Origin of the sequence: Saccharomonospora sp. (assembly GCF_027317685.1) — a bacterium.
Taxonomy (GTDB): Bacteria; Actinomycetota; Actinomycetes; order Mycobacteriales; family Pseudonocardiaceae; genus Saccharomonospora.
The window spans coordinates 60,913-83,499 of record NZ_DAHVQP010000124.1 but is presented as its reverse complement, the minus strand read 5'-3'; the positions used below and the strand labels follow the sequence as shown (position 1 = coordinate 83,499).

Here is a 22,587-nt window from a genome sequence, read left to right as displayed (position 1 = left end):
GTGTTTGTTCGCGATGCGGTCGAGCATCGTCTCCGGAAGGGTGTCCGGCTGTTCCACCAGCGTCGTGGCGAACGCCGCGATGGATCCCGCCAGGGCCTGTTGTTGCTCACCGACGGCCTGACTACCCCGGTTGAACAGGTCACGCAGCAGCTCCGGGTGGGCGGTGAACATCCTGCGGTAGAAGACCTCAGCGATCTCACCGATCGCCCTGCTCACCGCGGGCAAGGTGGCACGGACGGCCTCGGCCGACTTCGGGGACAGCATCACCGATCTCCAAATTGGTATTCCAGATTCGTATTTAAGGGACTGATGAGGTCTGGAAGCACCACGAAACGCCACGACGTCAGCCGCTTCGGGAACGAAGGGGCAGTCCCAACAGGACCGGACCCGCCGGCTCGGCCACCAGGTCCTCGATCGTGAGCGGATCGAGCGCGGCGTAGAAGGCGTCCTGAGCGGACCTCAACGCCGCCCGCAGCCGACATGCCGTCCGCAACGGGCAAGGCGGGTCGTCCTCGCAACCGACCACATCGCCCACGCCCTCCAGTTCACGGACGAGCCGACCGAGCGATGCGGCACGCCCCGCCGCGGTCAACGCCAGCCCACCGCTGCGCCCCCGCCGTGCCTCCACGACACCGAGACGCTGCAGCCGGGTGACGACCTTCGCGGCATGGCTGTACGGGACGGACACGGCGTCGGCCACCTCACGGGTCGTGGGCGCGGATTCCCGCTCCCCCACCACCGCGAGGCGCATGACGATGCGCAGTGCGAGATCCGTTCCCTTCATCAGTCGCACGACACTGACGGTAGGAAAAGTGGTATGGAAAATTCCATTTTCTGTCAGGCAGGCCATAACACCGGCCGAAGATCGCTACGCAGCGACCACACGCGCATGCGCTTCGTTCACCACGACTTCGGTGTCGGCCAGGAACGCGGGTGCCGGCGAGGATCAGTTACCGAAAAGAGCGCGCCATTCCTCCAGCGACCGCGGGCGGAACACCATGTTGGTGCGGCGGACCTCCGACAGCGACGCTGACGGTTCGGCCGAGTACAAGTGGCCCGGATAGACCACCGGGTCGCCGGGCAGGTCCGCCAACCAGCGCAGACTGCGGTACATCGCGTCGACGTCGCCTCCGGGCAGGTCGGTGCGGCCACAGCCGTCGAGGAACAACGTGTCCCCCGCCACCAGCGCACCGTCGAGTAGGAAACACTGACTGCCCGGCGTGTGCCCCGGCGTGTGCAACAGGCGGATCGGGATCGCTCCCACGTCGAGACGGTCGTCGTGGTCGTGGGCGACGAGATCGGTCTTCGACACGCCCGTGGTGCGCCGCACCCACTCCAGCTCATCGGAGGCCACGTGCACGGGCACCTGGACGCGGGACAGCAGCTCCGGCAACCCCGGCAGGGAGAATCCGAAGAGATCACCACCGACATGGTCCGGGTGGTGATGTGTCGCCAACACGCCCACCAACCGCATGTCGTCCTCCGACAACACGGCCAGCAGGTCGTCGATGGCGTACGCCGGGTCCACCACCACAGCCTCCCGGGTGTCGCGGTCACCGATGAGGTAGGTGAAGTTGCGCATCTGAGTGGCTACCGGGTCGCCGACGGCGAAGTCCCGCCCGGACAACAGCTGTCGGAAGTACAAGCGCTCGGACATGCGCCGCATGGTAGCCGCGCCGTCGGACAGACGACTACGCAGAACGCGACTACGCGGACTGCGGACACGGCTACACAACCTGCGGACACGGTAGGGCACACTGCTCGGCATGACGGGGACGGTGGTGGTGCTCGGGGGACGCAGTGAGATCGGTCTCGCCGTGGCGACGCGGCTGGCGCGGCAGGGGGCGCGTTCGTTCGTGCTCGCCGCGCGGCGCAGCGGGGACCTCGATGCCGAGGAGCGGGCGCTTCGCGAAGCGGGCGCCGACACGGTGGAGAGAGTGGAGTTCGACGCCGACGACCTCGACTCCCACGAGCGGGTGCTGGGTGACATCGTCGCCGAGCACGGCCCCGTGGACATCGTGGTGACGGCGTTCGGTGTATTGGGCGACCAGGCCAGAGCCGAGCGCGACGCCGCTCACGCCGTGGCCATCGTGCACACCGACTACACGGCACACGTCAGCGTGCTCACTCACGCCGCGAATCTGCTGCGGCAGCAAGGGCACGGCACGCTCGTGGTGTTCTCCTCGGTGGCGGGCGTGCGGGTGCGCCGCGCCAACTACGTCTACGGTTCGGCGAAGGCCGGCCTCGACGGGTTCGCCTCCGGACTCGCCGACGCCCTGCACGGCAGCGGGGTTCGCCTACTTCTGGTGCGACCGGGGTTCGTGATCGGCAGGATGACGCGGGGCATGAAGCCCGCGCCGTTCTCCAGTACGCCGGGCCAGGTCGCCGACGCCACCGTCGAGGCGCTGCGAGCCCGCAAGCACACCGTGTGGGTACCCGCCGTCCTACGTCCGGCGTTCGCGATCATGAAGCTGCTTCCCCGCCTCATCTGGCGGCGGCTACCCCGTTGAGGGCCGGAAGGAAGACGGCCCCGGGTCCGGGTCAGTCGTCGGAGGCGATCACTTCGGCCGCGTGTCGGCGCAGACTCTGCGGCAAGGCCCCGAAAGGCCTGCCCACCCGCATGAGCAGCTGCGGACATCCGGTCAACGCGAGTCGTTCGACGAATCGTCGCCGCGCCTCGGACAGGTGCAGTGGATGCGTTTGCACGGCCGCGGCGAAACCGCGTTCCACAGCCGAGAGCCACGTACGTTGCATGGCTAGGCCGGTACGCATATGCGCGGCGCGGTCGTCGGTGTCCGTGGAGAACACCAACACCGTCTCGTTGCCGAGTCTTTCGACCAGTGTCCGACGGTCGGGGATCGCCGTGCCCGGCCGTGGGAGCCCGGCCCACGGCAATGTGGTCGGCGGCGATGCGCTTCTGGAGACACCGGCGCCATGGGTGCGGGAGTCCTCGTCCCGGATCGTCCAGATCGACAGTTCACGCTGGTAGCCCTGATCGCTTTTCAGCGTGACCCCCGCGTACTCCAACAAGTCGGCCAGCGCATCGATCTCGGTGTCACCGCGTACCGGCCGTATGTGCACGGCGTCGTCGTCGGCCGACGCCGTGATCCGGTCGATCTCGCGAGCGGGCAGGGGTGGGCCGATGAAAGGTCTGCGGTAACTGCGTCGACGTCGGATGGCCGAGTACCGGTGCAACTCGGCCTCCGTGGGATCCTGTCTCCCCTCGACGCTCAGCCTCGCCACCACCTCGCTGTCGGTGCCGTCGGGGAGGAGCCGCACGCCCGGCCGCAGCGAGAGCCTCCGCATGGCGATCTCCAGGTTCGCCACGGCGGCCCCGTACGAGACCGAACGGTCCTTCCCTTCCGGGTCGTGGTACGGCAACGAGATATCGGTGCGTTCGAAAACGACGACTTCGTCGTCGGTGAACTCTAAACGCCACGGCTGGATGTTGTGTACAGAAGGTGCCCAAACGACCGCGTTGGCGAGTACCTCGGTTTCTCCCGCCGACCACTCGTGCTTGCCCATACCAGAACGATTCCTGGTCGTGGGCGTTTCGCCACGGTGCCGAAGTCCTCCGGTACAGGGTCGAACGGCCTTGTCGGGCGATGCCGTGTCACCCACGTGGTGCGGAGGGCCCGAACTCCCACGGAAACGGCGACTCGCACATCTGTGGAAAGCCTCGGCGAGGATTAGGCTGTCTTGAGTGGCCATCAGTGTCTTCCTCGTCGACGACCACGAGATCGTGCGCCGGGGCCTGACCGATCTGCTGGAGGCTGAGCCCGACATGCGGATCGTCGGGGAGGCGGCGTCGGTGGGTGAGGCGTTGGCTCGTATTCCCGGCGCCGGCGCCGATGTCGCCGTGCTCGACGTACGGTTGCCGGACGGCAACGGTGTGGAGCTGTGCCGAGAGCTTCTGTCCACCGTGGAGGGACTGCGCTGCCTGGTGCTGACGTCCTACGCCGACGACGAGGCACTGTTCAACGCGATCATGGCGGGCGCTTCCGGTTTCGTGCTCAAGCAGGTGCTGGGTTCCGATCTCGTGTCGGCGGTGCGCACGGTCGGTTCCGGTGGGTCGCTGCTCGACAGCAAGACCACCTCGGCGCTCATGAATCGCATTCGACGCGAACGGGTGGGCTCCGACCCGGTCGCGAACCTGTCGGAGCAGGAACGTGCCGTGTTGGACCTCATCGGCGAAGGGCTGACCAACCGCGAGATCGCCACGCGCCTCTATCTGGCGGAGAAAACCGTGAAGAACTACGTTTCCCGCCTGCTCGGCAAGCTCGATATGCAACGCCGGACCCAGGCCGCCGTGCTCGCCACCGAACTACGCACACAAGGGCATCAGCGTCCGCCGGAACAATGACCCTGAAGCTACAGCGGTACCCGCCACACCACCCGGGTGCCGCCACCGGGTTCGTGGTCGACGACGAGTTCTCCGCCGCACTGCCGAGCCCTTTTCCACAGGTTCTCCAGTCCACTTCGGTGCGCGTTCTCCGGCATGCCCACTCCGTTGTCGGCCACCTCGACCGACAGTCTGTGTTCGTCCGCTTCCGCCGCGACGCGGACCGTCTCACCACCGGAGTGCCGCAGTGCGTTACTCACCGCTTCGCGCACCACGGCCTCGGCGTGCTCACCCACTCGGCGGGGCACGAGCATGTCGAGTGAGCCCGACAGCCGCATGGTGGGTGTGACATCGGTGTCGGCCGTCAGTTCCTCCACGATGTCGAGCAGGCGTCGCCGTAAACCGCTCTCACCGTGCACACCGACCGTGTGCAGGTCGAAGACGGAGGTGCGGATCTCCCGCACGGTGGTGTCGAGTTGTTCGACCACCTGCTCCACTCGCAGTCGCACATTCCGGTCGTCGATGCGGCGCAGCGTTCCCTGCAAGTTCATGGCGGTGGTGAAAAGCCTCTGGATGACGTGGTCGTGCAGGTTCTGGGCGATGCGGTCGCGTTCGTCGAACAGGTCGGCCAACCACTGGCTGCGTTGTTTCTCGGCGAACTCCAGGGCGACGGCCGCCTGCCCGGCCAGTGCGGTCAGCATCGGCAGCTGTTCAGTGGTGAACGCGGCCGCTCCCTTGGAGCGAGCGACGACGAGCGCCCCTCCCAGTCCCGTCGCGCTCGTCAGCGGAACCACTGCTCCGGGTCCGAGTCCGGCTGACGTGACAGCAGGATCGTCGGGCAGAGCCGACTCCAGTTCGGGCAGCAGGCGTGGCCGTTCCTCCCGCATGGCCGCCGCGATGACCGAGCACTCCCGGAGATCGACTGACAGTGTGGTCAAGGAGGAACTACACCTTCCGGTTGACACACCGACCGACATGGCAGCGGAATCCTCATCGGAAGCCAGCAGGATGAACGCGTCCTCGGCATCGACCAGTTCGCAGACCCTACGCACGACCAGGTCCAGTGTGGCCTCCACCGAGGCGCCACCGAGCAGCTCGCCGTTGATCTCGGTCACCGCGCCGAGCCACCGTTCCCGCATCCGGGACTGTTCGAACAGCCGCGTGTTGTCGATCCCCACCCCCGCCGCAGCGGCCAACGCCTGTAGCGCTACCTCGTCCTCAACGGTAAACTCGGCGTCGCCACGCTTTTCGAGAAGGTAGAGGTTGCTGAAGACCTCGCCCCGTGCCCGCACGGGCACACCGAGGAAACTGTGCCTCGGCGAGTGGTCACCGGGTGGGTCCGCCCACGCCGGCTGTCGGGACAGATCCGGTAGTCGTACCGGGCCTCGACTACGCGAAAGCAGATCCGACAAAGCCCTGCTCTCGGGCAGGGGCGCCATCTTCGTCCTGGTCTCGTCGTCGCCGGCGTAGACGAACTCGACGAGCGACCCCTTCTCGTCCAGCACCCCCAGCGCCCCGTAGCGTGCGCCGACGAGTTCGGTGGCGGCTCGGACGATGCGCTGCAACGTCGAATCCAGTTCGAGTCCCGACACCACCGCCAACACGGATTCCAGCAAGCCTTCGAGACGGTCACGCATCCTGACGATCTCACCGAGACGTGCCTGTGCCTCGTGCGGCGACTCGTCGAGGCTCAGGCTCGCAAGGGCGGCGCGGGCTCGGAACCGGAGGTCGTCCGGCCGCCCGTTCGCGGGCTCCTCCACTGCCATCGGCTTCTCCGATCGCGGCTATGGCTTGCGACCGTATTCCCTGCCGATGCGGGTCTCAAGCGTCGGACGAGGCGGGTGACCGGCCGAGCACGAGCAGCGATTGGGGACAACCCTCTACTCCGGAATGCCTGACCAGGCGGTGTCGGAACTCCCGGGTCTCGAATGGTTCGATCACCGGTTTCGACGGAAGACCGAGTGCCGTGGCCGACAACCGCGCCCGCTGCAACGCCGTCCCGGCGAGGAGCTGCCCGCGTCTGCCATCCGTCGTGGTGACCACCAACAGTCCGGCTTCCAGACCACGTTTGCGATGTGCCGCCACGACGGCGGCCACGGGCACCATGCGGACGCCGGCGACCGTTCCGGCGCGCACGATGGTGTCGCGCACGGCGAGCGGCAACTGCGCCGGGCCCGCCGGTTCGAACGCATCACTCCGGCCGTGTTGCTCGAACACGGCACGGAACCGGCCGACATCCGCAGGTGAGGGCCGATACCGCTGGTGCGCCACCACGGTGGCCACCAGCTCAGCCCGGTCCGGATCACCGAAGAGCACCGTCTCGGGTGCCCACCCGAGAATCCGCACCGCGCAGGTCACGACGGCGAGCGCGCAGCCGCACGCGATGGCGCCGTTTCGGTCGGCGCCGACATGGCCGCGTAGCGGGGCAGGCACGTTCTCGACGATTTCGATCCGGTCGTCGTGGACCCGCACGCTCCACGGCTCGACCAGTCCGCACCGCTGGGCGTGCTGTTCGGCACGGCGGAGCACGCTTCGCTCCTGTTCCGACCACACGTGTCCCGCGGCCGGTAGAACGGGAAGTCCAGCGGTCACGACCGCTCCCTCCTCTCCTCCGACCGGGCCGACGCGTCTCGGCCGGCCATGCGCGGGGAATCACCCCTGCTGCGTCTGCCGCGATATCAGCGATGTCGCTTTCGGCCTCCACACTTCCGTCCCCTAATCCCCGGCTACAGCGGCGCTCGACCTGTTCCGTTGGGGTCCTTGGTCCCCACTACGCAAGGGATCCGCGGAGTGACGGAGTGCTGGCAGAAACGTGAGCGTCCGAGGAAACAGCCGCCGAGGGTTCCCCACAGCTTCTTCCGCCAGGCCCTCGGGACCTCCGACTCTGCACAGGCGCGAAGTCGGCCCGGAGTCTGAAAGCATGCCCGGGAACACGGAAACCGGCAGGGTCATCGTGGTGGGCCTCGACGGCTCCCCCGCCTCACGTCAGGCGTTGCGGTGGGCATGTTCGGAGGCCGAACTCACACACGGCCGAGTGCTGGCGATGTCGGTCAGGGAAGAGCCCGACCTGTTACGCGGGTCGGAGTTCGCGTTGCGCCCACGCGGCATACGGCGGGACGAGGACACGGTACGCGCGGCGCTGCGCCGTGACATCAACATGGTCGTCACCACGGCACCGGTCGACGAGCTGGTCGTCACCGGCGCTCCGGCGGACGAGCTGCTGTCCGCCGCCGGGCAGGCCGACCTGCTCGTGCTGGGCACGAACGGCCCTCGCGGCCTCAGCGCGGTCCCCTTGGGCGGGGTCACGATCGAATGTGTCCGGCGCGCGGTGTGTCCGCTGGTGCTCGTGCCCGTCGCTCCCGCCCGCTGACGGTCCCGGTCGATCCCGGTCACGGCCCCACCGACTCTTCGGCCGGCTCCTCTCGCCTCTGCGCCCTCTGTTCCACACGTCGGACAACGACCACTGGACACGGGGCCTGGGTGACGAGTGCGCGGCTGGTGGATCCCAGCAGCATGCCCTGGATCCCGTCGCGTCCTCGATTCCCCACAACCAGTAGCCGCGCCCGGTCGGCGTAGCCCAGCAATGTGCGCGCGGGCCGTCCCTTGACCACGACGGTCTCGACGGGAACATCCGGATGGGTGTTCCGCCACGGCCTCACCTGTTCCTCCAACGCGGACCGCTCGTTCGCCTCGATCTCGGCGGGGTTCACCCTCAACGGGCCGCGAGGTACGACGTCGTCGAGGAGGACACCGCTCCACGTGCGCACCATCACCAGCTCCGAGCGCCTCGTCCCGGCTGCCTCGAATGCGAATTCCAGTGCGACCGTGCTCGGCTCCGAACCGTCCACGCCGACGACGATCCTGCTCATGAGCCTGTCTTCTCCCTCCACCGAGCATGTCGCTCGGGCGTGCGGGCCGGGTCGGGCACGATGAGCAACGGACACGGAGCGGAACGCACCAGCGCATGGCTCGTGGAACCGAGCAGTCTTCCGCCGAGCTGGGCGTGCCCGCTCGTGCCGACCACGAGCAGCCGTGCCGACTCGGCGTGCTTCAGCAACGTGGGTGTGGGGCCGCCGCGCGTCACCACGGGCTCCACGTCCACCTCCGGATACCACTGCCGCATACCCGCGAATCGCTCGGTGAGCATCATCCGGTCGGTGACCTCTCCTGCGTGCCAGGTGCTTCGGTGCCGCCCGCGCAGGCGCTGCCGGGCGGACGAACCCTCGACGTGCACGGCCACGAGCGTGGAACCGAGGGTGGCCGCCTCCTCGAACGCGACGAGCATCGCCTCCGCGCTCGCCGGCGAACCGTCCACTCCGACCACGACCGGGCCGTGTCGCGGCGGTTCCGCGTTCTCGTCGCCGCCCCATCTCACCACCGCCAGCGGACAGGATGTGTGTGACAGCAACGCCACAGCCGTGGATGCGGATGTTCCCGTCTCCCCCGCCGGACGATCTCCGCCGACCACCACGCGGAAAGCCTCACGGGCTCGTTCGCTCAACACCTCGGAGACACCACCGACGACGAGTTCGGTCTCGACCTCGGTGCGGTCGAGCCCTGCGACTGTTCGCTCCGCCACAGCGCGTGCCTCGTCGAGCCACGCGCGCCCTTCCGTTTCCAGCTCCACGAAACGGTCCGGTCGTAATCCGATTCCGGTGCCGTACGGCGTGGGCGGGGTCAACACTGATGTCAGCAGCAACGGCCTGTGCCACTGGGCCGCGGTCTGAGCCGCCCATGCCGTGGCCCGTAGCCCCGACTCCGAGCCGTCCACTCCCACAACGACGTTCGCGCCCTCGTCCGTCATCGGCCACTCCCTCCATGACGGCTTCTCGTTGACCAGGGTGACCAGAGAACCGGCCCGACCACAGGGGACGAAAGGCCCTTCGGCCCTGCTTGGCCGCGTCCGGATCCGGCCATCCTCTGGGTATGTCGAGAACGGCGAGGGACTTGATTTGACCCTGGTGTTGGGCATCAACGGATTCGGCCGGGTGGGTCGGGCGCTGATGCGGTGTGTGCTCGCCCGCGAAGGCACCGACGTCGAGGTCGGAGCCGTGAACGATCCCGCCGACCCGGATACGCTGGCGTATCTGCTGAAGCACGACTCCACGTACGGCACGCTGGACCACCCGGTGCACGTGCGCGGCCGGACGTTGTGCGTGGGCGATCACCGGATCCGCCTCACCGCGGGCGAACGGCCCGGCGATGTGGACTGGAGCGACTCCGGCGCGGGCGTGGTGGTGGAGACGACCGGGCCCGCCTCCGCCCGGCGGGATGCCGCCGCCCACCTCGACGCGGGTGCTCGCAAGGTGATCGTGGCCGCGTTCCATCCGGACGCCGACGCCACCATCGCGGTCGGTGTCAACGACGACGAATACGACCCCAACACCCACCACGTGCTGTCGGCCGCCTCCGGTGCCGCGCACTGTGTCACGCCGATGTTGCTCGTCCTGCACCGCACGTTCGGTATCCGCCGTGGAGTGCTGACCAGCATCCACAGCTACACCACCGATCAGTCGCTGTTGGACCAGCCACATCGCGACCTACGCCGGGCCCGGTCCGCGGCGGTGAACATCGTGCCGACGACCACCGGCTTGTCGCGTTCGGTCGGGGCGCTGCTGCCCGAGCTGGCGAGCGCGACGGAGGCCGTGGCCGTGCGTATTCCGGTGGAGAACGGGTCGCTGGCCGACCTCACCGTCATGGTGGGGTGCTCCGTCACACCGGGTCAGGTGAACCGCGCGTTCACCGAGGCCGCCGACGGGTGGTTGGGTCCCCGACTTCGCTACGCCGACGAGCCGCTGGTCTCGCGGGACGTGGTGGGCTCCTCCGCCTCGTGCGTGTTCGACGCCGAGCTCACCACGACGTGCGCTGACCTCGTGAAGGTGTTCGGCTGGTACGACAACGAGTGGGGGTACGCGAACCGCCTGCTCGACCTCGCCGAACTGATCAACCCGGGTGGCCGATGATGTGGCGTTCCTCCTTCTCGCTGGGCCGGATCGGCGACGTGCGTCTGGAACTGCACCTCTCCGCCACCGTCGCCGTCACGGTCCTGACCTCGGTGCTGGCGCTGGGCCTACTGCCCGTGACGGCCCCGGACGAGCCCACGGTGCGGTATTGGTTCGGCGGATTGGCCGTCACGCTCGCGTTGCTCGCGTCGGTGGTGGTACATGAACTCGCCCACGCGCTCGTCGGACGGCGATACGGCGTCCGCACCCGGCGCGTGACCCTGTGGCTGTTCGGCGGAGCGGCGGAGCGGGCGGGAACGCCACCGAGTCCACGGGCCGAAGCTCTGATCGCGGCCGCGGGCCCCGGCACCAGCGCTGCCCTCGGACTGGCGTGTTGGCTGCTGGCGTTGCTCGTCGACCCGGTGCTGCCTTCCGTGCCGCTTGTGTCCCTGCTCTGGCTCGGTACGGCCAACCTCGTGTTCGCCGGAATCGCGCTGCTTCCGGGTGCACCGTTGGACGGCGGTGGACTCGTGCGGGCACTCGTGTGGGCTCGCACGAACGATCGACAGCACGCCGGCCAGGTGGCGGACCGTTGCGGCAAGACGCTCGGCGCGGCTCTGGTCGCGGGCGGCGTGGTGGAGGTGGTCCTGTTCGGGCAGTTCGTGGGGATCTGGTTGGCGGTCCTCGGTTGGGCGCTGCTCGGGATAGCCGGTGTCGAGCGTCTCCACCCGAACACCGACCCGGTCTCCCCTTGAGTTCCGACGTCCACGGTGGGGCATTCGATTGGCAGGGATGGCAGAGATGACAGAGAAGGACAAGAAAGCCGCCTTCTTCCGAACTCACGCTCGGGAGAAGGCCGTGACGCGGTGAACCGGGAGCGCCCGATGACCAATCCTGACAGCGGACCCGACAACGGCAGTGCGCCGATTGCGCCGATCGTGGTCGGTGTGGACGACACCGAGGCCTCGATGAGAGCGACCCGCTGGGCCGCTCTCACAGCCACGCAACGGCAAGCACCGTTACACCTGGTGCACGCCTCCGGGTTCAGCAACCCGTACATCATCGGCTTCACCGTGCCTCCGCCGGAGGCGTTCAAGGAGGAGCTACAGGAACAGAAACGACAGGCGCTGCGCACCGCGGAGGACATCGCCACGGAAGTGGGCGTCCCCAGGGTGGAGGCACGTTTCGAAACCGACGCCGCGATCCCCTGTCTGCTGCGCGCCTCTCGTACGGCACGCATGGTGGTGCTCGGGTCGTCGGGCCGCACCAAACTGACCGGGCTCATAGTCGGGTCCACGACGTTGGGACTGGTCACCCACGCCCATTGCCCCGTGGTCTCGGTACGCGGTGACTATCCCGATGCCGTCGCCGACGACACACGCTCCGTCGTGGTGGGGGTGGACGGCAGCGAACTCAGCGACCAGGCCATCGGCTACGCCTTCGAGGAGGCCTCGTTGCGTGGGGTCGACCTGGTCGCCGTCCACACCTGGAGCGACACCGACACCGCCCTGTTCAAGGATCAGCAGCTGTACTACAACTGGGAACCCATCCACGACTACGAGAGTCGGCTGCTCTCCGACCATCTGAGGTCCTGGGAGGAACGCCACCCCGGTGTGCGTGTCCAGCGTGAGGTGGTCAGGGACCGCCCGCGTGACGAACTGCTGGAGCGCAGCCGGTCGGCGCAGCTCGTGGTAGTCGGCAGCAGGGGCCGCGGAGGGTTCCGCGGCATGCTCCTGGGCTCCACCAGCCAGGCGCTGATCCAGCACGCCTCCTGTCCGGTCATGATCGTGCGGCCCGAGAAACCGGGCCGTCACCCGGCCTGAACCCGCGGTCTCGGCGGTTCGAGGTCTCGGCACCGTGGGGCATCAGCGCGGCACCAACAGCACCCAGACCGGCCCGTCGGCCAGCGGTAACGGCTGCCCCGACTCGGTGGTGAACCGCGTGCCCTCCTCCGCCGACGGACGTGACCACGTGCCCTCGAAGGCCCGACCGTCGCGAAGCACCGTCGCCGGTCCCGTGCCGACGGTCCGCGCGACGGGTGACGGCGTACCGGCCGCGTCACGTACGTCTTCGTCGGCGACGATGTCCACGCGTTGCACGACCACCGTCGCCGTGCTCACCAGCCCGACACCGACCGAGGTCAGCGGTTCCCCGTCCAGCGAGGCCCGCCAACGCCGCAGTTCCGGCGACCAGGTGAAGCCGTACCGTTCGTGCTCGTAGGCGACCGTGTGCTCAGCGGTCGGCCTCCCGTCCGAGGGGGCATCACCGCGAGGCAGCACCTGCTCGGGTCGCGGCCCGTCGACGCGGGGCAGGAGCGAAAGCCGCGCGTACAGGTTGTGCGGCGAAGGCCGAGCCGGTTCGCGGTAGAACGCGTCGGGATGGTCACTGTGCCGCACGAGTCTGACGTCCGACTCCACCAGCACGGGTTCGATCTCGGGTGCGGCTCCGGAGAACACCAACGAGGGATTCCCGTACTGGGCCAGCAGTTCGACATCGGTCTCCCGCGCGCTACGCACGGGACCGGCGACCTCGGGAACCTCCGCCGCGTACACGGCGGCCAACCGGGTGTACCCGCCCTCGACCGGCTCGACATAGACGACGTCGGCGGTGTCCAGGCCACTTTGCGGGCGCGCCGACTCCACGTTGTCGATCTTCACCACGGTGACGGGGACCTGACCGGCCGGTGGGCCCGGCGCGGTGTCGGACTGTGACGTGGTGGGCGGCGGGCGCGAGGCCGAGTCCGTCGAACGCTCGGTGTCCTCGCCGGACGTCACCACCCAGGTGATGGCGACCAACGCGGCACACAGCATCAGGGCGAGAACCGCCAACAGCCCGCGGCGAGGTCGAGTCGGCACTCGGATCACCTCCTCGACGCCTCCCGGCGGAGAACGAGCCCAGCGCCCGGTCACTTCAGCGGAGGACCTGCTCGTGGCAGCGGGCCCGAACGAACACCGCCGAAGACGTCGGATGGAGTACGACTCCCACCAGCGTCTCGGGTACACCGGTTCGGGTGAAGGGACTTAGGTCAGCGGCACGGTGTGCGGAAGTCCCTCGCCGGGTGACGGGCGAAACGGTTGTCATGGGAGATGAGGCCCGAGCCAGTCGACAAGGAAGGAATCCTCCATGAGTCTGCCTACGCGGCCTTTCAGCCGTTCCCTGTTCCCCGACTTCCGCGACATGTTCGACATGCTGCCCAGCCTGAGCGGTCTGCGACCGGCGATGGACATGCACAGCATTCGGATCGAGGACAAGATCGAGGGAGACACGTACATCATCCGGGCCGAACTCCCGGGGATCGACGTGGAGAACGATCTCGACATCAGCGTCCACGACAACCTGCTGACCATCGAGGCTCAACGTTCCGAAGAACAGGCGGAGAACGGCCGGTCCGAGTTCCGTTACGGCTCCTTCACCCGCACCGTGGCGTTGCCCAACGGAGCACAGGAGGACAGCATCGACGCCTCCTACCAGGACGGCATCCTCACGGTACGCGTGAAGTTGAGCAAGCCGGAGGAGAAGAAGGGCCGGCAGATCCCGGTTCGGCACGGCTGACACGGCTACACGTCCCGGACTGGCCGAGCGGAGGACTCAACCGCATTTTCGCGGGCGTCCCCGCTCGGCACTTCCGGCGGGCGCCCCACACACAGCCCGGTGACCTGATGACATCGTCACCGGAGCCGGTGGAACTTCGGGTGTGGCGGGCGCCCGCGTTCGACAGTCCACAGAGTTCCCATACCGAGTTCGCAGCGCTATCCGGCGGACACAGCCTCCATACAGCGCCACTCGGTGTCCACACAGCACAGCCTCCGAGCCATCCTCCCGCTTCTGGAGGTCCTCGATCTCCAGAAGCGGCACGGACGACACCGCCGAGGACCGTCCACAGCCATCCCAATGGACAGTTCTCCCCTCGGCCTCTCGGGTCCCGCCGTCTTCCGTCCTCGTTTCGCATCCGAGCACCTCAGCCGCTGCGTATAGGGCGTTATACAAATCGCTGGTTCCACCACGTGGCCGTTCCGAGTGCCCCCATTCGGCCGCGTTACCGCTCGTTCGGCCGTGTTCCGGACACGCCCGGGGTGAGACGATTCGGGCGGACCCCTACCGGTGACGGCGACGTGACCCGCGTGATCGACACTGGAAGAGAAAGAGCCGAGGACAACTGGGGGTGGCAGGTATGTCGGTGCCGGGTCCCGTCCACCGGGACGTCCCACCGCGTCCGGTCGCGGCCGGACTGGCGCTCGCCGCCATCGTGCTGACCGTGGTGGGAGGGTGGTGGCACACCGGCAGCGCCCTCATCGCCGTGGAGTTCCCCACGACCGGTGATGCCGCACGAACCGGAGACCCCTCGGCCGTGACCTCCGCGGCCTGGTGGGGGTTCGCCCTCGCCCTCTGCTACGGAGCCGGCCTCTACCTCGGCACCGCCGCCGCCGGATGGGTGTGGCGCACTCCGTCCGCGCGTGCCGCCGTCCGGTTCAACCTGACCGCCACCGTCGTGGCACTCACCACCCACGTCGTCGAGAACATCGCACTGCTGGTCGCGGGCGGTTCGGTGGCGGCGGACTCGGTGCTCGCCCACACCGTCACCGCGCTCGCCGTGGTGAAGTACTCGGCGCTGTTCCCCGCCGCGATCATCGCGGTCACGGGCGCTGCCGTGCTGGTGTGGCGGTGTGTGGTCCACTCCCCGCAGGAACTGACGCGCCGCGCGGAACACGTGTTGGACACCGTGCCACCCCGCCCCATCACTCCCGACGACCCTCCCCACCCCACCGACTCGGAGGCCCGGGCCACCCGTTGGCGCCAGGCCTACACAGTGCCCGACGTGCGACCGGAGCTCATCAGCGAACGGTGGCGGCGGGGCATGCACACCACCGGCTTCTGCCTCTCCGGCGGAGGCATTCGGGCCGCGTACGTGGCCCTGGGCGCCCTGCGGTCGCTGCGCGAGGAACTGCTGGACGCGCGCTACCTGGTCTCGGTCTCCGGCGGTGGTTACACGGCCGGCGCGTTCCAACAGGCTCTCACCGGAGCAGGATCACTGCCACCGTCGGGCACGGTGCTCCGTGACCCCAAGACCGTGTTCACCGACGGCACCGCCGAACACAACCATCTCCGGCGCCACTCCAGCTATCTCGCCGACACCGTCGGCGAGGTGCTCGCCACTCTGGGCCGCGTGGCCCGGGGACTCCTGCTGTCCCTGGCGGTCCTCTTCGGACCGGCTTTGGTCCTGGGCGTCGCCGCGGGCTGGCTCTACCAACGGGTGCCGCTGACGTCACTGTCGGCCGATACCATCAGCTACCCCACACCCCGGCTCGGTGCTGCCGTCGCGGTGGTCGCCCTCGCGGTGGCCGCGTTCCTGTTCGGAGTGTTCAGCCGAGACAGGGACGGTCGTCCCAACGGCACTGCGCGGCTGGCGACCGACTTCGCCGTGCTCGCCTGGCTCGTGGCGGGTGTGGCGGTCGTCGTTCCGTCTCTCGCCTGGGCGGCGTCCTGGTTGCTGTCCCACACCGACAGAGCCGTGGACGTGGGGGCATCCGTGGGTGTGGTGTTACTGACCTACCTCAGTGCCGTGTCGGCGATGGCGTGGCGACATCGGGTGGTGCTGCGAAACCGGTTCGGCTTCCTCCGCAGGAGTAAGTCCGGCACAGCCGGCACGTCGAGCCTGTCCGTGCCCGACGGCCTGCTACGGCGGCTCCTCGTCATCCTCACCACCGGAGCGCTCGCCCTGCTGTGGTTGCTGCTCCTCGGAGCCGCCGTCATGACCGAGGGACGGAGCGAGGCCATGTGGACCGCGCTCATCACGCTCGGCGTGGTCGCGGTCCTCGGTGGTGTCTTCGACGTGACCTCGCTCAGCCTGCACCCGTTCTACCGCGAGCGGCTGGCCCGAGCCTTCGCCCTGCGCGTGCAGCGCCGACACAGCGACGGCCAGGTGGTGGCCGTCCCCTACGAGCCGTCGGAGGTCACCACTCTCTCGGCCTACGGTGTGGTGGCCGAGGGGGTCCGCTTCCCCGAAACGATCTTCGCCGCGGCCGCAAACCTCAAGGGTGAGCACCGCACGCCCCCGGGGCTCAGCGCCGTGTCGTTCACGATGAGCGCGAAATGGACCGGCGGGCCGGACATCGGCTGGGTTCGCACCGACGACCTGGAACGCATCGCCACCGGTCGTATCCGCCGCGACCTGACCGTCCAGGGTGCCGTCGCACTGAGCGGTGCCGCGTTCGCCTCGGCCATGGGCCGCATGAGCCGCTGGTTCCAGGTCCTGCTCGCCGTGTCGGGTGCTCGGCTCGGCGCCTGGTTGCCCAACCCGGGGTTCGTCCGGCAGGCCCGCGAGGCCGCGCGCCGGGGTGACTGGACCTACCCGTGGCTGCCGAAGGTCCGGCGACTGCCCTATCTGCTGAAAGAGGTGTTCGGCCGACACGTCCATCATGACCGGCTCCTACACATCAGCGACGGCGCCCACTACGACAACCTCGGGCTGGTGGAACTCTTCCGACGCCGTTGCACCCGGATCTACTGCATCGACGCGAGCAACGACGCCCCGCCCTCGGCCCGCACGCTCGCCGAGGCGCTGGAACTCGCCCGACAGGAGTTGGGGGTGCGGGTGGAGCTGCACGACCCGTGGTGCGCCGACCCCGGCTCGGCCCGGTCGCAACATCCCGACCATCCCCTGGCCGACCGGATGGCCGTCTCCCCCGTCATCACCGGCACCATCTACTACCCGCCCGAAAGCGGACTCGACGAAGGCGTCACAGGCGAGCTGATCGTGGCACGCGGCGTGCTGTGGCCGTCGTTGCCGTACTCGCTGCAGTCGTACGCCGTCCACCACCCGGAATTTCCCGGGGACAGCACCGGCGACCAATGGTTCGACCACGGCCAGTTCGCCTCTTACACTGAGCTGGGCACCCAACTCGGGTTGGCCGTGCGACACCGTATGGCGCAGCCACCGTCAAGCCCGGCACGAACGACGACGCAGACAGCGCAGACGGTGCAGACGGCGCTCGACCCCGAGGAGACTCACGTATCGACCTCCACCGCCCAACGAAATTGACCGATGGCCAACTCTTGGTTCGCACAAGGTAGGCTGTCCACGGCTGGTCTCCGAGCGGTCGCAGTGGGTGACGTCTCCCCCGGGCCACGGGGGCTCGACGCCGATCAACGAATACGGCAAGATACTGGGTCTCGCCGACCAGCCGGCACCTGATGGGAAGCGACAGTGGAAGGATCTTTCGTGAATTCCCAGACCGCGCAGTTCGACGATCTCCGCCTCGTCGCGCTGCCCAGTGCCGTCAAGTGCACCGAACTCTTCGTCCGTTTCTCCCTCACCGAGTGGTCGTTGCGTGAGCTGTTCGACGAGGCCGCTCGCGTGGCCCGCCAGCTGGTCGCCGCGGTGGTGGAGAGAACCGACGAGAAGGCTCCCGGGTTCGTGACCGTCCGGCTGCGACTGTCGGGCAACTCGTTGGTCGTGGAGATCGAAGACGACCAGCTCGCACACGTGTACGACGACGCTCCCACCGTGGAGGGCTATCCGACCGAGGCCGTCCCCCTGGAGGGCCGGGGCAAGCTCGTGTGGTGCGAGATCCCGCTGCCCGACGGCATCACGGCGGAGCAGGTGCGGCTGCCCCGTCGCGACGAGCGACGCACCGAGCAGGTGCCCGAACCGGCTTCGGACGAGCCGAACGGCCCGGACCCAGGTGTCGTCGACCGCATCCTCGTGGGCCTGCAGAACCGGAACTGGTAGTCCACGCACGCCACGGGTTGCACAGTCGGTAGCGGCCTCACGTTCCGCGCGGGTTCGGCATGGGCGCCGAGACGGCGAGATGAGCTCACAAGCGCGACCATGAGGCCATGACGCTCGAATCCCTGACCGGGTGGCGGCCCGCTGCCGGAGCCGTGGTGATCACTCTGGGCAGACGCTCGACGCCGCTGCTCGACCGTGCCCGCGTCTACGCGTGCGGCATCACGCCCTACGACGTGACCCATCTCGGACACGCCGCGACATTCGTGTGGGTCGACACCCTGCGGCGCGTTCTGCGTGTCCTCGGAGTGGAACCGGTCTTGTGTCGCAACGTCACCGACATCGACGATGTCCTCGACGACGCGGCCCGACAAGCGGGGATCCGCTACGACCACTACGCGGCGTTCCAGGAACTCCGATTCACCGACGACATGTCCGCCCTCGGCGTGAGGATGCCCGACCACGAACCGCGAGCGCACCGCTACGTCGACACGGTGATCCGTCTGGCCGGTGCGCTGGCGGATTCGGGCGCGGCGTACGTGCGTGACGGCGGCGTGTACTTCCGGGGCCGAAGCGTGGTGGCACGGTCCCGGCTCGACGAGGAGACCGCCCTCCGATTGGCACGCGAATACGGTGACCGACCGGACGACCCGGTGAAGGACGACCCGTTCGACGTCGCCGTGTGGCAGCCCACCGAGCCGGGACATCCCGCGTGGGACTCACCGTGGGGCCCGGGCAGGCCGGGGTGGCACGCCGAGTGTGTCGTCATGTCGACATCGACGTTCGGTCCGTGCGTGGACCTCCACGCGGGCGGCGCCGATCTCCGATTCCCGCACCACGCCTATCACTCGGCGATGGCAGAGGCGTTCACGGGCGTTACCCCGTACACCCGGAACTGGTTCCACGTCGGCACGGTGACCGTCGACGGCGCGAAGATGGCCAAATCGTCCGGCAACATCGTGTTGGTGCGGGACCTCCTGGAAACCCACCCGGCCTCGGTCGTACGCCTGGCGATCATCGACCGGCCATGGGCGGAGCCGTGGGATTACGCGCCCGGTGTCCTGAACGTGGCCGCCGCGAGACTGGAGGACCTGCACCAGGCGGCGGGTCGCCACGTCGGTCACACCGACGACACCAGCCTGGAACAGCTGCGGCGGCTACTCGCTCGGGATCTCGACGTCTCCGCCGCCCTCGACGTCGCCATCGAGCAGGGTGGCACGGCGGCCCGCGTCCTGACCGCCGCATTCGGCTTGTCCTGACCCACTCAGTTCATCGGCTCGACGTCCGGTATCCCGCCCTCCGGCGGCGGGGCGTGCTCGATGTCCGCTTCGGTGATGGGCGCGTCGCCGTTGTCGGTGAGCAGCACGGGCGTCAACACCTCCGTGCCGTCCTCCACGATCCTCGCGACCCGCACCCCCGACACTCCGGCGTGGCAGTCCGCCGAATAGCGGAAGGGCGCGAAGGTGGGACCGGCGAAGTCACCGCCCACCGTCTCAAGAGCCCGCACCAGGCCCTCGCGAGTCGGCTCCGGTCCCGTGGCCTGCAACGCCTGTACGAAGGTGTACGCCTGAGCCATGCCGTAGATCCGGTAGTTGGTGAGCTCGCCGTCACCCCTGTGTTCGGCCCACACCCGTTGCCACAACCGCACCCACGGGTCGTCGGTGTCCTCCACACCGGCGAGGTACTCGGTGGTCAGTGCGCCCTCCAGCGAACTCGCGTCGTCGACCTTCCCCTCGGAGAACCGGGCCAACAGCGACCCCACCAACGCGGAGTCCGAGCCCACATTGCTGTAGACCCACTGGGGCCGGTAGTCCAGGCGCTGGGCGGACAGCTGGCTCAGTGCCGTGTAGGAAGGCACGGTGAATCCCACGACGATCTCCGCGCCGGCGTCTCTCAACGCACTGACCTGCGGAGTGATGTCGTTGGCGGTTGGGGCGTACCGCTGCGCGGCGACGACCTGCGAGTCGATGTACGCCCGGATGCCCTTCTCACCGTCCTCGCCGAAGTCGTCGTCCTGCAGTAGCAGGCCCACCTTGGCGTCCGCGTGGTTCTCGGCGAGGTACTTGCCGAGGATCTTGCCCTCGATCTCGTAGTCCGACTGCCAGCCGAACGTGCCCGGATAGCGATCCGGCTGGTCCCACAGCAACGATCCCGACGAGACGAACAGGTCGGGCACCTCGTTGTCGTGCAGGAAGTCGAGCACCGCGCTGTGGGTCGGGGTGCCCAGCCCGCCGACCATCGCGAAGATCTCGTCGCTCAGGACGAGCTCGTTCGTCACCTGGCTGGTGTTGGTGGGGTTGTAGGCGTCGTCCTTGTAGAGGTATTCGATGGTGCGGCCGTGGACACCGCCCTGGGCGTTGACGAAGTCGAAGTACGCCTTGGTCCCGGTGGGAATCTCGCTGTAGCCGGGCGCGGCGACACCCGTGAGGGGGAAGTGGGCGCCGACGGTCACCGTGTCTTCGGTGACACCGATCTCCGTGCCGCCCGCCTCCGCGTCGGGTCGTCCACCCGCACCGCATGCCGACAACACCATCGAGGCGACCAACCCGGCGAGTACCGCCCGTGTCACCGCCCTCGGTCTCGGTGTCGCTCTCATCCCTCGCTCCTTCCGTTGCGTACCCGGTTCCACACGCGGCGACCGAGTCCGGCCACTCCCGACGGAGCGGCGAGCATCGCGGCCACCAGCACGATCCCGTAGACAAGCGGGGCGAGCTGCGCCGCACTGACGGCGTCCAGGCCGAGCTCGGTCCCCAGGTCGGTCACCGTGGGTGGGAGGAACACCAGCAGGGCACTGCCCAGCACCGCGCCGATGAGGCTGCCGAGCCCGCCGACCACCACCGCCGTGAGCAGGGACAGCGACAACACGATCGTGAACCCGCTCGGAGCAGTCAGGCCCACCACCATCGCCAGCACGGAGCCGGCGAGCCCCGCGCAGGCGGCGCTGACCACGAACGCCAGGACCCGGGCCCGACCGAGGTCGATCCCTGCCAACGCGGCGGCCACCTCGTCGTCCCGCACGGCCCGCCACATCCGCCCGTACCGTCCGGCCGCGAGGTTGGCCAACGACAACAGGACGAGCAACAGCGTTCCCCAGGCCACGTAGGCGAGGAACTTCTGCTGGCCCAGATCGGTTCCGGTGATGAAGAACATCGCGTCGTCGAACCACTGCGTGGGTGTCGGGGCGTTCACGGCGAGCCCCTGTTCACCCCCGAGAAGACCGTCGAAGTGCACCGCCAATCCCGGTAGTCCGACCGCGAGCGCGAGTGTGGCCCCGGCGAGGTACGGACCTTTCAGCCGCGCGGCGGCCGCGCCGACGACCACTCCGACGAGCGCGGTGAACACCATGGCGGCGAGCATGGCGACCCCGAACGGCAGTGCACCGTCGCGCAACAGCAAAGCGGTGGTGTACGCTCCCACCGCCATGAGAGCACCGTGGCCCAAGGAGATCTGGCCATTCAGTCCGGTGAGGACGGTCAGCCCCGCCGCGGCGATCGCGTAATAGGCCATGGCCGCGAGTTGGGCGTGTCGGAACGCGGAGACGTTCTCGAACACCAACACCACGGTCACCAAAGCGAGAGCGGTGCCCAGGAGGTGTCGTGCCGGGGAGGACGACGGGACGAACCACCGCAGGGCGCTCACCGTCCGGGTAGCGGTCGGCTGGGTCATTCAGACCTTCCTCTCGGTCGTACGGCCGAACAGTCCCTCGGGTCGGGCGAGCAGCACCACGACGAGGATCGCGAGTGCCGAGAGCGCCACGAGTTCGCTGCCGAGATAGCCGGACACGTAGGACAGTGCGAGTCCGACGAGGAGACCTCCGACCACCGCACCGGTCGGGCTGTCGAGACCACCCAGTACCGCGGCCACGAACCCGAACACGATCACGGGCTCCATGAACGCGGGGTGGATCAGACTTCCCCCCGCGATCAGCAGGCCGGCCAGTGACCCCACCACGGCTGCCAACGCCCAGCCGAGCGTGAGCATGCGTCCGACACGGATTCCGAGTAGTCGCGACACCTCCTGATGCAACGCGGAGGCGCGCATCCGCAACCCCAGGTCGGTGAGCCGGAACAGCGCCACGAGCGCGAGCATCACGGCGAGCACCGCGAGCACGACGAACGCGTTGAACGGCGTGAACGCCACCGTGGTGCCCCCGACGGAGAACCCGGTGAGGGAGAACGGAGCCGGGAAGGACTCGTAGGCGGAGCCGAACAGCACCGCGGCCAGCGCCTGGAGCGCGACGAACAACCCGAGCGTGACGATGACGGCGTTCAGCTCGGGGCCGCCCTCGACCGGCCGGATGACCACGCGTTCCAGCACGGCTCCGAGCACGAATCCGGCGGCAAGCGCGACCGCGAACCCCACCCAATACGGCTGGCCGCTCTCGATGAGGGCCAACGCGAGGTAGGTGGTGAGCATGGCCATCGCGCCCTGCGCGAAGTTGACGATGCGGGTCGAACGCCAGATCAGCACCAGGGCCAACGCGAACGCGGCGTAGATCGCGCCCTGGCTGATGCCGTTGAGGGTGAGGTCGACGAATCGCTGCATACGGGCATCCCGGGGTCGAGGTGAGGGACGGG

At 68.5% G+C, this 22,587-nt stretch carries 21 protein-coding genes and 1 pseudogene; 10 read left to right on the top strand and 12 right to left on the bottom strand.

The features are described 5' to 3' along the window. The 3 genes and pseudogenes from M7H19_RS14755 to M7H19_RS14745 form a co-directional block, all read right to left on the bottom strand. Positions 1 to 264: pseudogene (locus tag M7H19_RS14755) on the bottom strand (globin domain-containing protein); the annotation flags it as partial. A gap of 79 nt (positions 265 to 343) precedes the next feature. Next, complete coding sequence (locus tag M7H19_RS14750; protein ID WP_269429564.1) at positions 344 to 784, bottom strand: Rrf2 family transcriptional regulator; 441 nt, start codon at positions 782 to 784, stop codon at positions 344 to 346. A 162-nt stretch (positions 785 to 946) separates the two neighbouring features. Then, the gene (locus M7H19_RS14745) at positions 947 to 1,657 is read right to left on the bottom strand and encodes an MBL fold metallo-hydrolase (RefSeq protein ID WP_298181738.1); all 711 of its coding nucleotides are present in this window, start codon (positions 1,655 to 1,657) and stop codon (positions 947 to 949) included. Between the two features lie 109 nt (positions 1,658 to 1,766). Between M7H19_RS14745 and M7H19_RS14740 the strand changes: the two genes are divergently transcribed. Beyond that, the gene (locus M7H19_RS14740; RefSeq protein ID WP_298181735.1) at positions 1,767 to 2,510 is read left to right on the top strand and encodes an SDR family NAD(P)-dependent oxidoreductase; all 744 of its coding nucleotides are present in this window, start codon (positions 1,767 to 1,769) and stop codon (positions 2,508 to 2,510) included. 31 nt (positions 2,511 to 2,541) lie between these two features. Here M7H19_RS14740 and M7H19_RS14735 read toward each other — a convergent pair whose 3' ends face one another. Beyond that, a complete protein-coding gene (locus M7H19_RS14735) occupies positions 2,542 to 3,525 on the bottom strand; it encodes a nitroreductase (protein WP_298181732.1) in 984 nt (327 codons plus the stop codon). Positions 3,526 to 3,703: 178 nt separating this feature from the next. Between M7H19_RS14735 and M7H19_RS14730 the strand changes: the two genes are divergently transcribed. Beyond that, positions 3,704 to 4,363 carry a response regulator transcription factor gene (locus M7H19_RS14730; RefSeq protein WP_298181730.1) on the top strand — a complete coding sequence of 220 codons (660 nt, stop codon included), beginning with the start codon at positions 3,704 to 3,706 and terminating at the stop codon, positions 4,361 to 4,363. A gap of 8 nt (positions 4,364 to 4,371) precedes the next feature. Here the strand turns inward: M7H19_RS14730 and M7H19_RS14725 are convergent, their stop codons facing one another. Then, positions 4,372 to 6,108 carry a GAF domain-containing protein gene (locus M7H19_RS14725; RefSeq protein ID WP_298181727.1) on the bottom strand — a complete coding sequence of 579 codons (1,737 nt, stop codon included), beginning with the start codon at positions 6,106 to 6,108 and terminating at the stop codon, positions 4,372 to 4,374. A gap of 55 nt (positions 6,109 to 6,163) precedes the next feature. After that, positions 6,164 to 6,934 (bottom strand): hypothetical protein, encoded by a 771-nt coding sequence (locus tag M7H19_RS14720; protein WP_298181724.1) that lies wholly within the window; start codon positions 6,932 to 6,934, stop codon positions 6,164 to 6,166. A gap of 328 nt (positions 6,935 to 7,262) precedes the next feature. Here M7H19_RS14720 and M7H19_RS14715 point away from each other — a divergent pair, with 328 nt between their 5' ends. Further along, positions 7,263 to 7,712: a universal stress protein gene (locus M7H19_RS14715; protein WP_298181722.1), complete on the top strand. Its 450-nt coding sequence runs from the start codon at positions 7,263 to 7,265 to the stop codon at positions 7,710 to 7,712. A 19-nt stretch (positions 7,713 to 7,731) separates the two neighbouring features. On the opposite strand, the gene M7H19_RS14710 is transcribed toward M7H19_RS14715, so the two are convergent. Both M7H19_RS14710 and M7H19_RS14705 read right to left on the bottom strand, forming a co-directional pair. Next, a complete protein-coding gene (locus tag M7H19_RS14710) occupies positions 7,732 to 8,211 on the bottom strand; it encodes a universal stress protein (protein ID WP_298181720.1) in 480 nt (159 codons plus the stop codon). Then, complete coding sequence (locus tag M7H19_RS14705; protein WP_298181717.1) at positions 8,208 to 9,146, bottom strand: universal stress protein; 939 nt, start codon at positions 9,144 to 9,146, stop codon at positions 8,208 to 8,210. Before M7H19_RS14705 ends, M7H19_RS14710 begins: the two co-directional genes overlap by 4 nt. 148 nt (positions 9,147 to 9,294) lie before the next feature. Here M7H19_RS14705 and M7H19_RS14700 point away from each other — a divergent pair, with 148 nt between their 5' ends. From M7H19_RS14700 to M7H19_RS14690, 3 genes are all read left to right on the top strand, one after another. Further along, complete coding sequence (locus tag M7H19_RS14700; RefSeq protein ID WP_298181715.1) at positions 9,295 to 10,305, top strand: glyceraldehyde 3-phosphate dehydrogenase NAD-binding domain-containing protein; 1,011 nt, start codon at positions 9,295 to 9,297, stop codon at positions 10,303 to 10,305. Next, complete coding sequence (locus M7H19_RS14695; protein ID WP_298181712.1) at positions 10,302 to 11,039, top strand: site-2 protease family protein; 738 nt, start codon at positions 10,302 to 10,304, stop codon at positions 11,037 to 11,039. The genes M7H19_RS14700 and M7H19_RS14695 overlap by 4 nt, the downstream gene beginning before the upstream one ends. Positions 11,040 to 11,168: 129 nt before the next feature. After that, positions 11,169 to 12,107, top strand: a complete 939-nt coding sequence (locus M7H19_RS14690) for a universal stress protein (protein ID WP_298181710.1) — start codon at positions 11,169 to 11,171, stop codon at positions 12,105 to 12,107. A gap of 42 nt (positions 12,108 to 12,149) precedes the next feature. On the opposite strand, the gene M7H19_RS14685 is transcribed toward M7H19_RS14690, so the two are convergent. After that, positions 12,150 to 13,139 carry a DUF3048 domain-containing protein gene (locus M7H19_RS14685; protein WP_298181707.1) on the bottom strand — a complete coding sequence of 330 codons (990 nt, stop codon included), beginning with the start codon at positions 13,137 to 13,139 and terminating at the stop codon, positions 12,150 to 12,152. 268 nt (positions 13,140 to 13,407) lie between these two features. On the opposite strand from M7H19_RS14685, the gene M7H19_RS14680 reads away from it, so the two are divergent. The 4 genes from M7H19_RS14680 (at position 13,408) to M7H19_RS14665 (ending at position 19,269) form a co-directional block, all read left to right on the top strand. Beyond that, a complete protein-coding gene (locus tag M7H19_RS14680; RefSeq protein ID WP_298181705.1) occupies positions 13,408 to 13,836 on the top strand; it encodes an Hsp20/alpha crystallin family protein in 429 nt (142 codons plus the stop codon). 619 nt (positions 13,837 to 14,455) lie between these two features. Continuing rightward, on the top strand, positions 14,456 to 17,323 hold the full coding sequence (locus tag M7H19_RS14675; RefSeq protein WP_298181702.1) for a patatin-like phospholipase family protein: 2,868 nt from the start codon (positions 14,456 to 14,458) through the stop codon (positions 17,321 to 17,323). Between the two features lie 180 nt (positions 17,324 to 17,503). Further along, on the top strand, positions 17,504 to 18,013 hold the full coding sequence (locus M7H19_RS14670) for an ATP-binding protein (RefSeq protein ID WP_298181699.1): 510 nt from the start codon (positions 17,504 to 17,506) through the stop codon (positions 18,011 to 18,013). A 107-nt stretch (positions 18,014 to 18,120) separates the two neighbouring features. Further along, a complete protein-coding gene (locus M7H19_RS14665) occupies positions 18,121 to 19,269 on the top strand; it encodes a cysteine--tRNA ligase (RefSeq protein ID WP_298181696.1) in 1,149 nt (382 codons plus the stop codon). Positions 19,270 to 19,274: 5 nt separating this feature from the next. On the opposite strand, the gene M7H19_RS14660 is transcribed toward M7H19_RS14665, so the two are convergent. From M7H19_RS14660 to M7H19_RS14650, 3 genes are read right to left on the bottom strand one after another with little or no spacing between them, the layout of a single operon-like run. Further along, positions 19,275 to 20,606, bottom strand: a complete 1,332-nt coding sequence (locus M7H19_RS14660) for an ABC transporter substrate-binding protein (RefSeq protein ID WP_298181694.1) — start codon at positions 20,604 to 20,606, stop codon at positions 19,275 to 19,277. Further along, positions 20,603 to 21,676, bottom strand: coding sequence for a branched-chain amino acid ABC transporter permease (locus M7H19_RS14655; protein WP_298181692.1), 1,074 nt, complete (start codon positions 21,674 to 21,676; stop codon positions 20,603 to 20,605). The genes M7H19_RS14660 and M7H19_RS14655 overlap by 4 nt, the downstream gene beginning before the upstream one ends. Next, a complete protein-coding gene (locus M7H19_RS14650) occupies positions 21,677 to 22,555 on the bottom strand; it encodes a branched-chain amino acid ABC transporter permease (protein WP_298181690.1) in 879 nt (292 codons plus the stop codon). It abuts the gene before it with no gap. Positions 22,556 to 22,587: the final 32 nt, after the last annotated feature.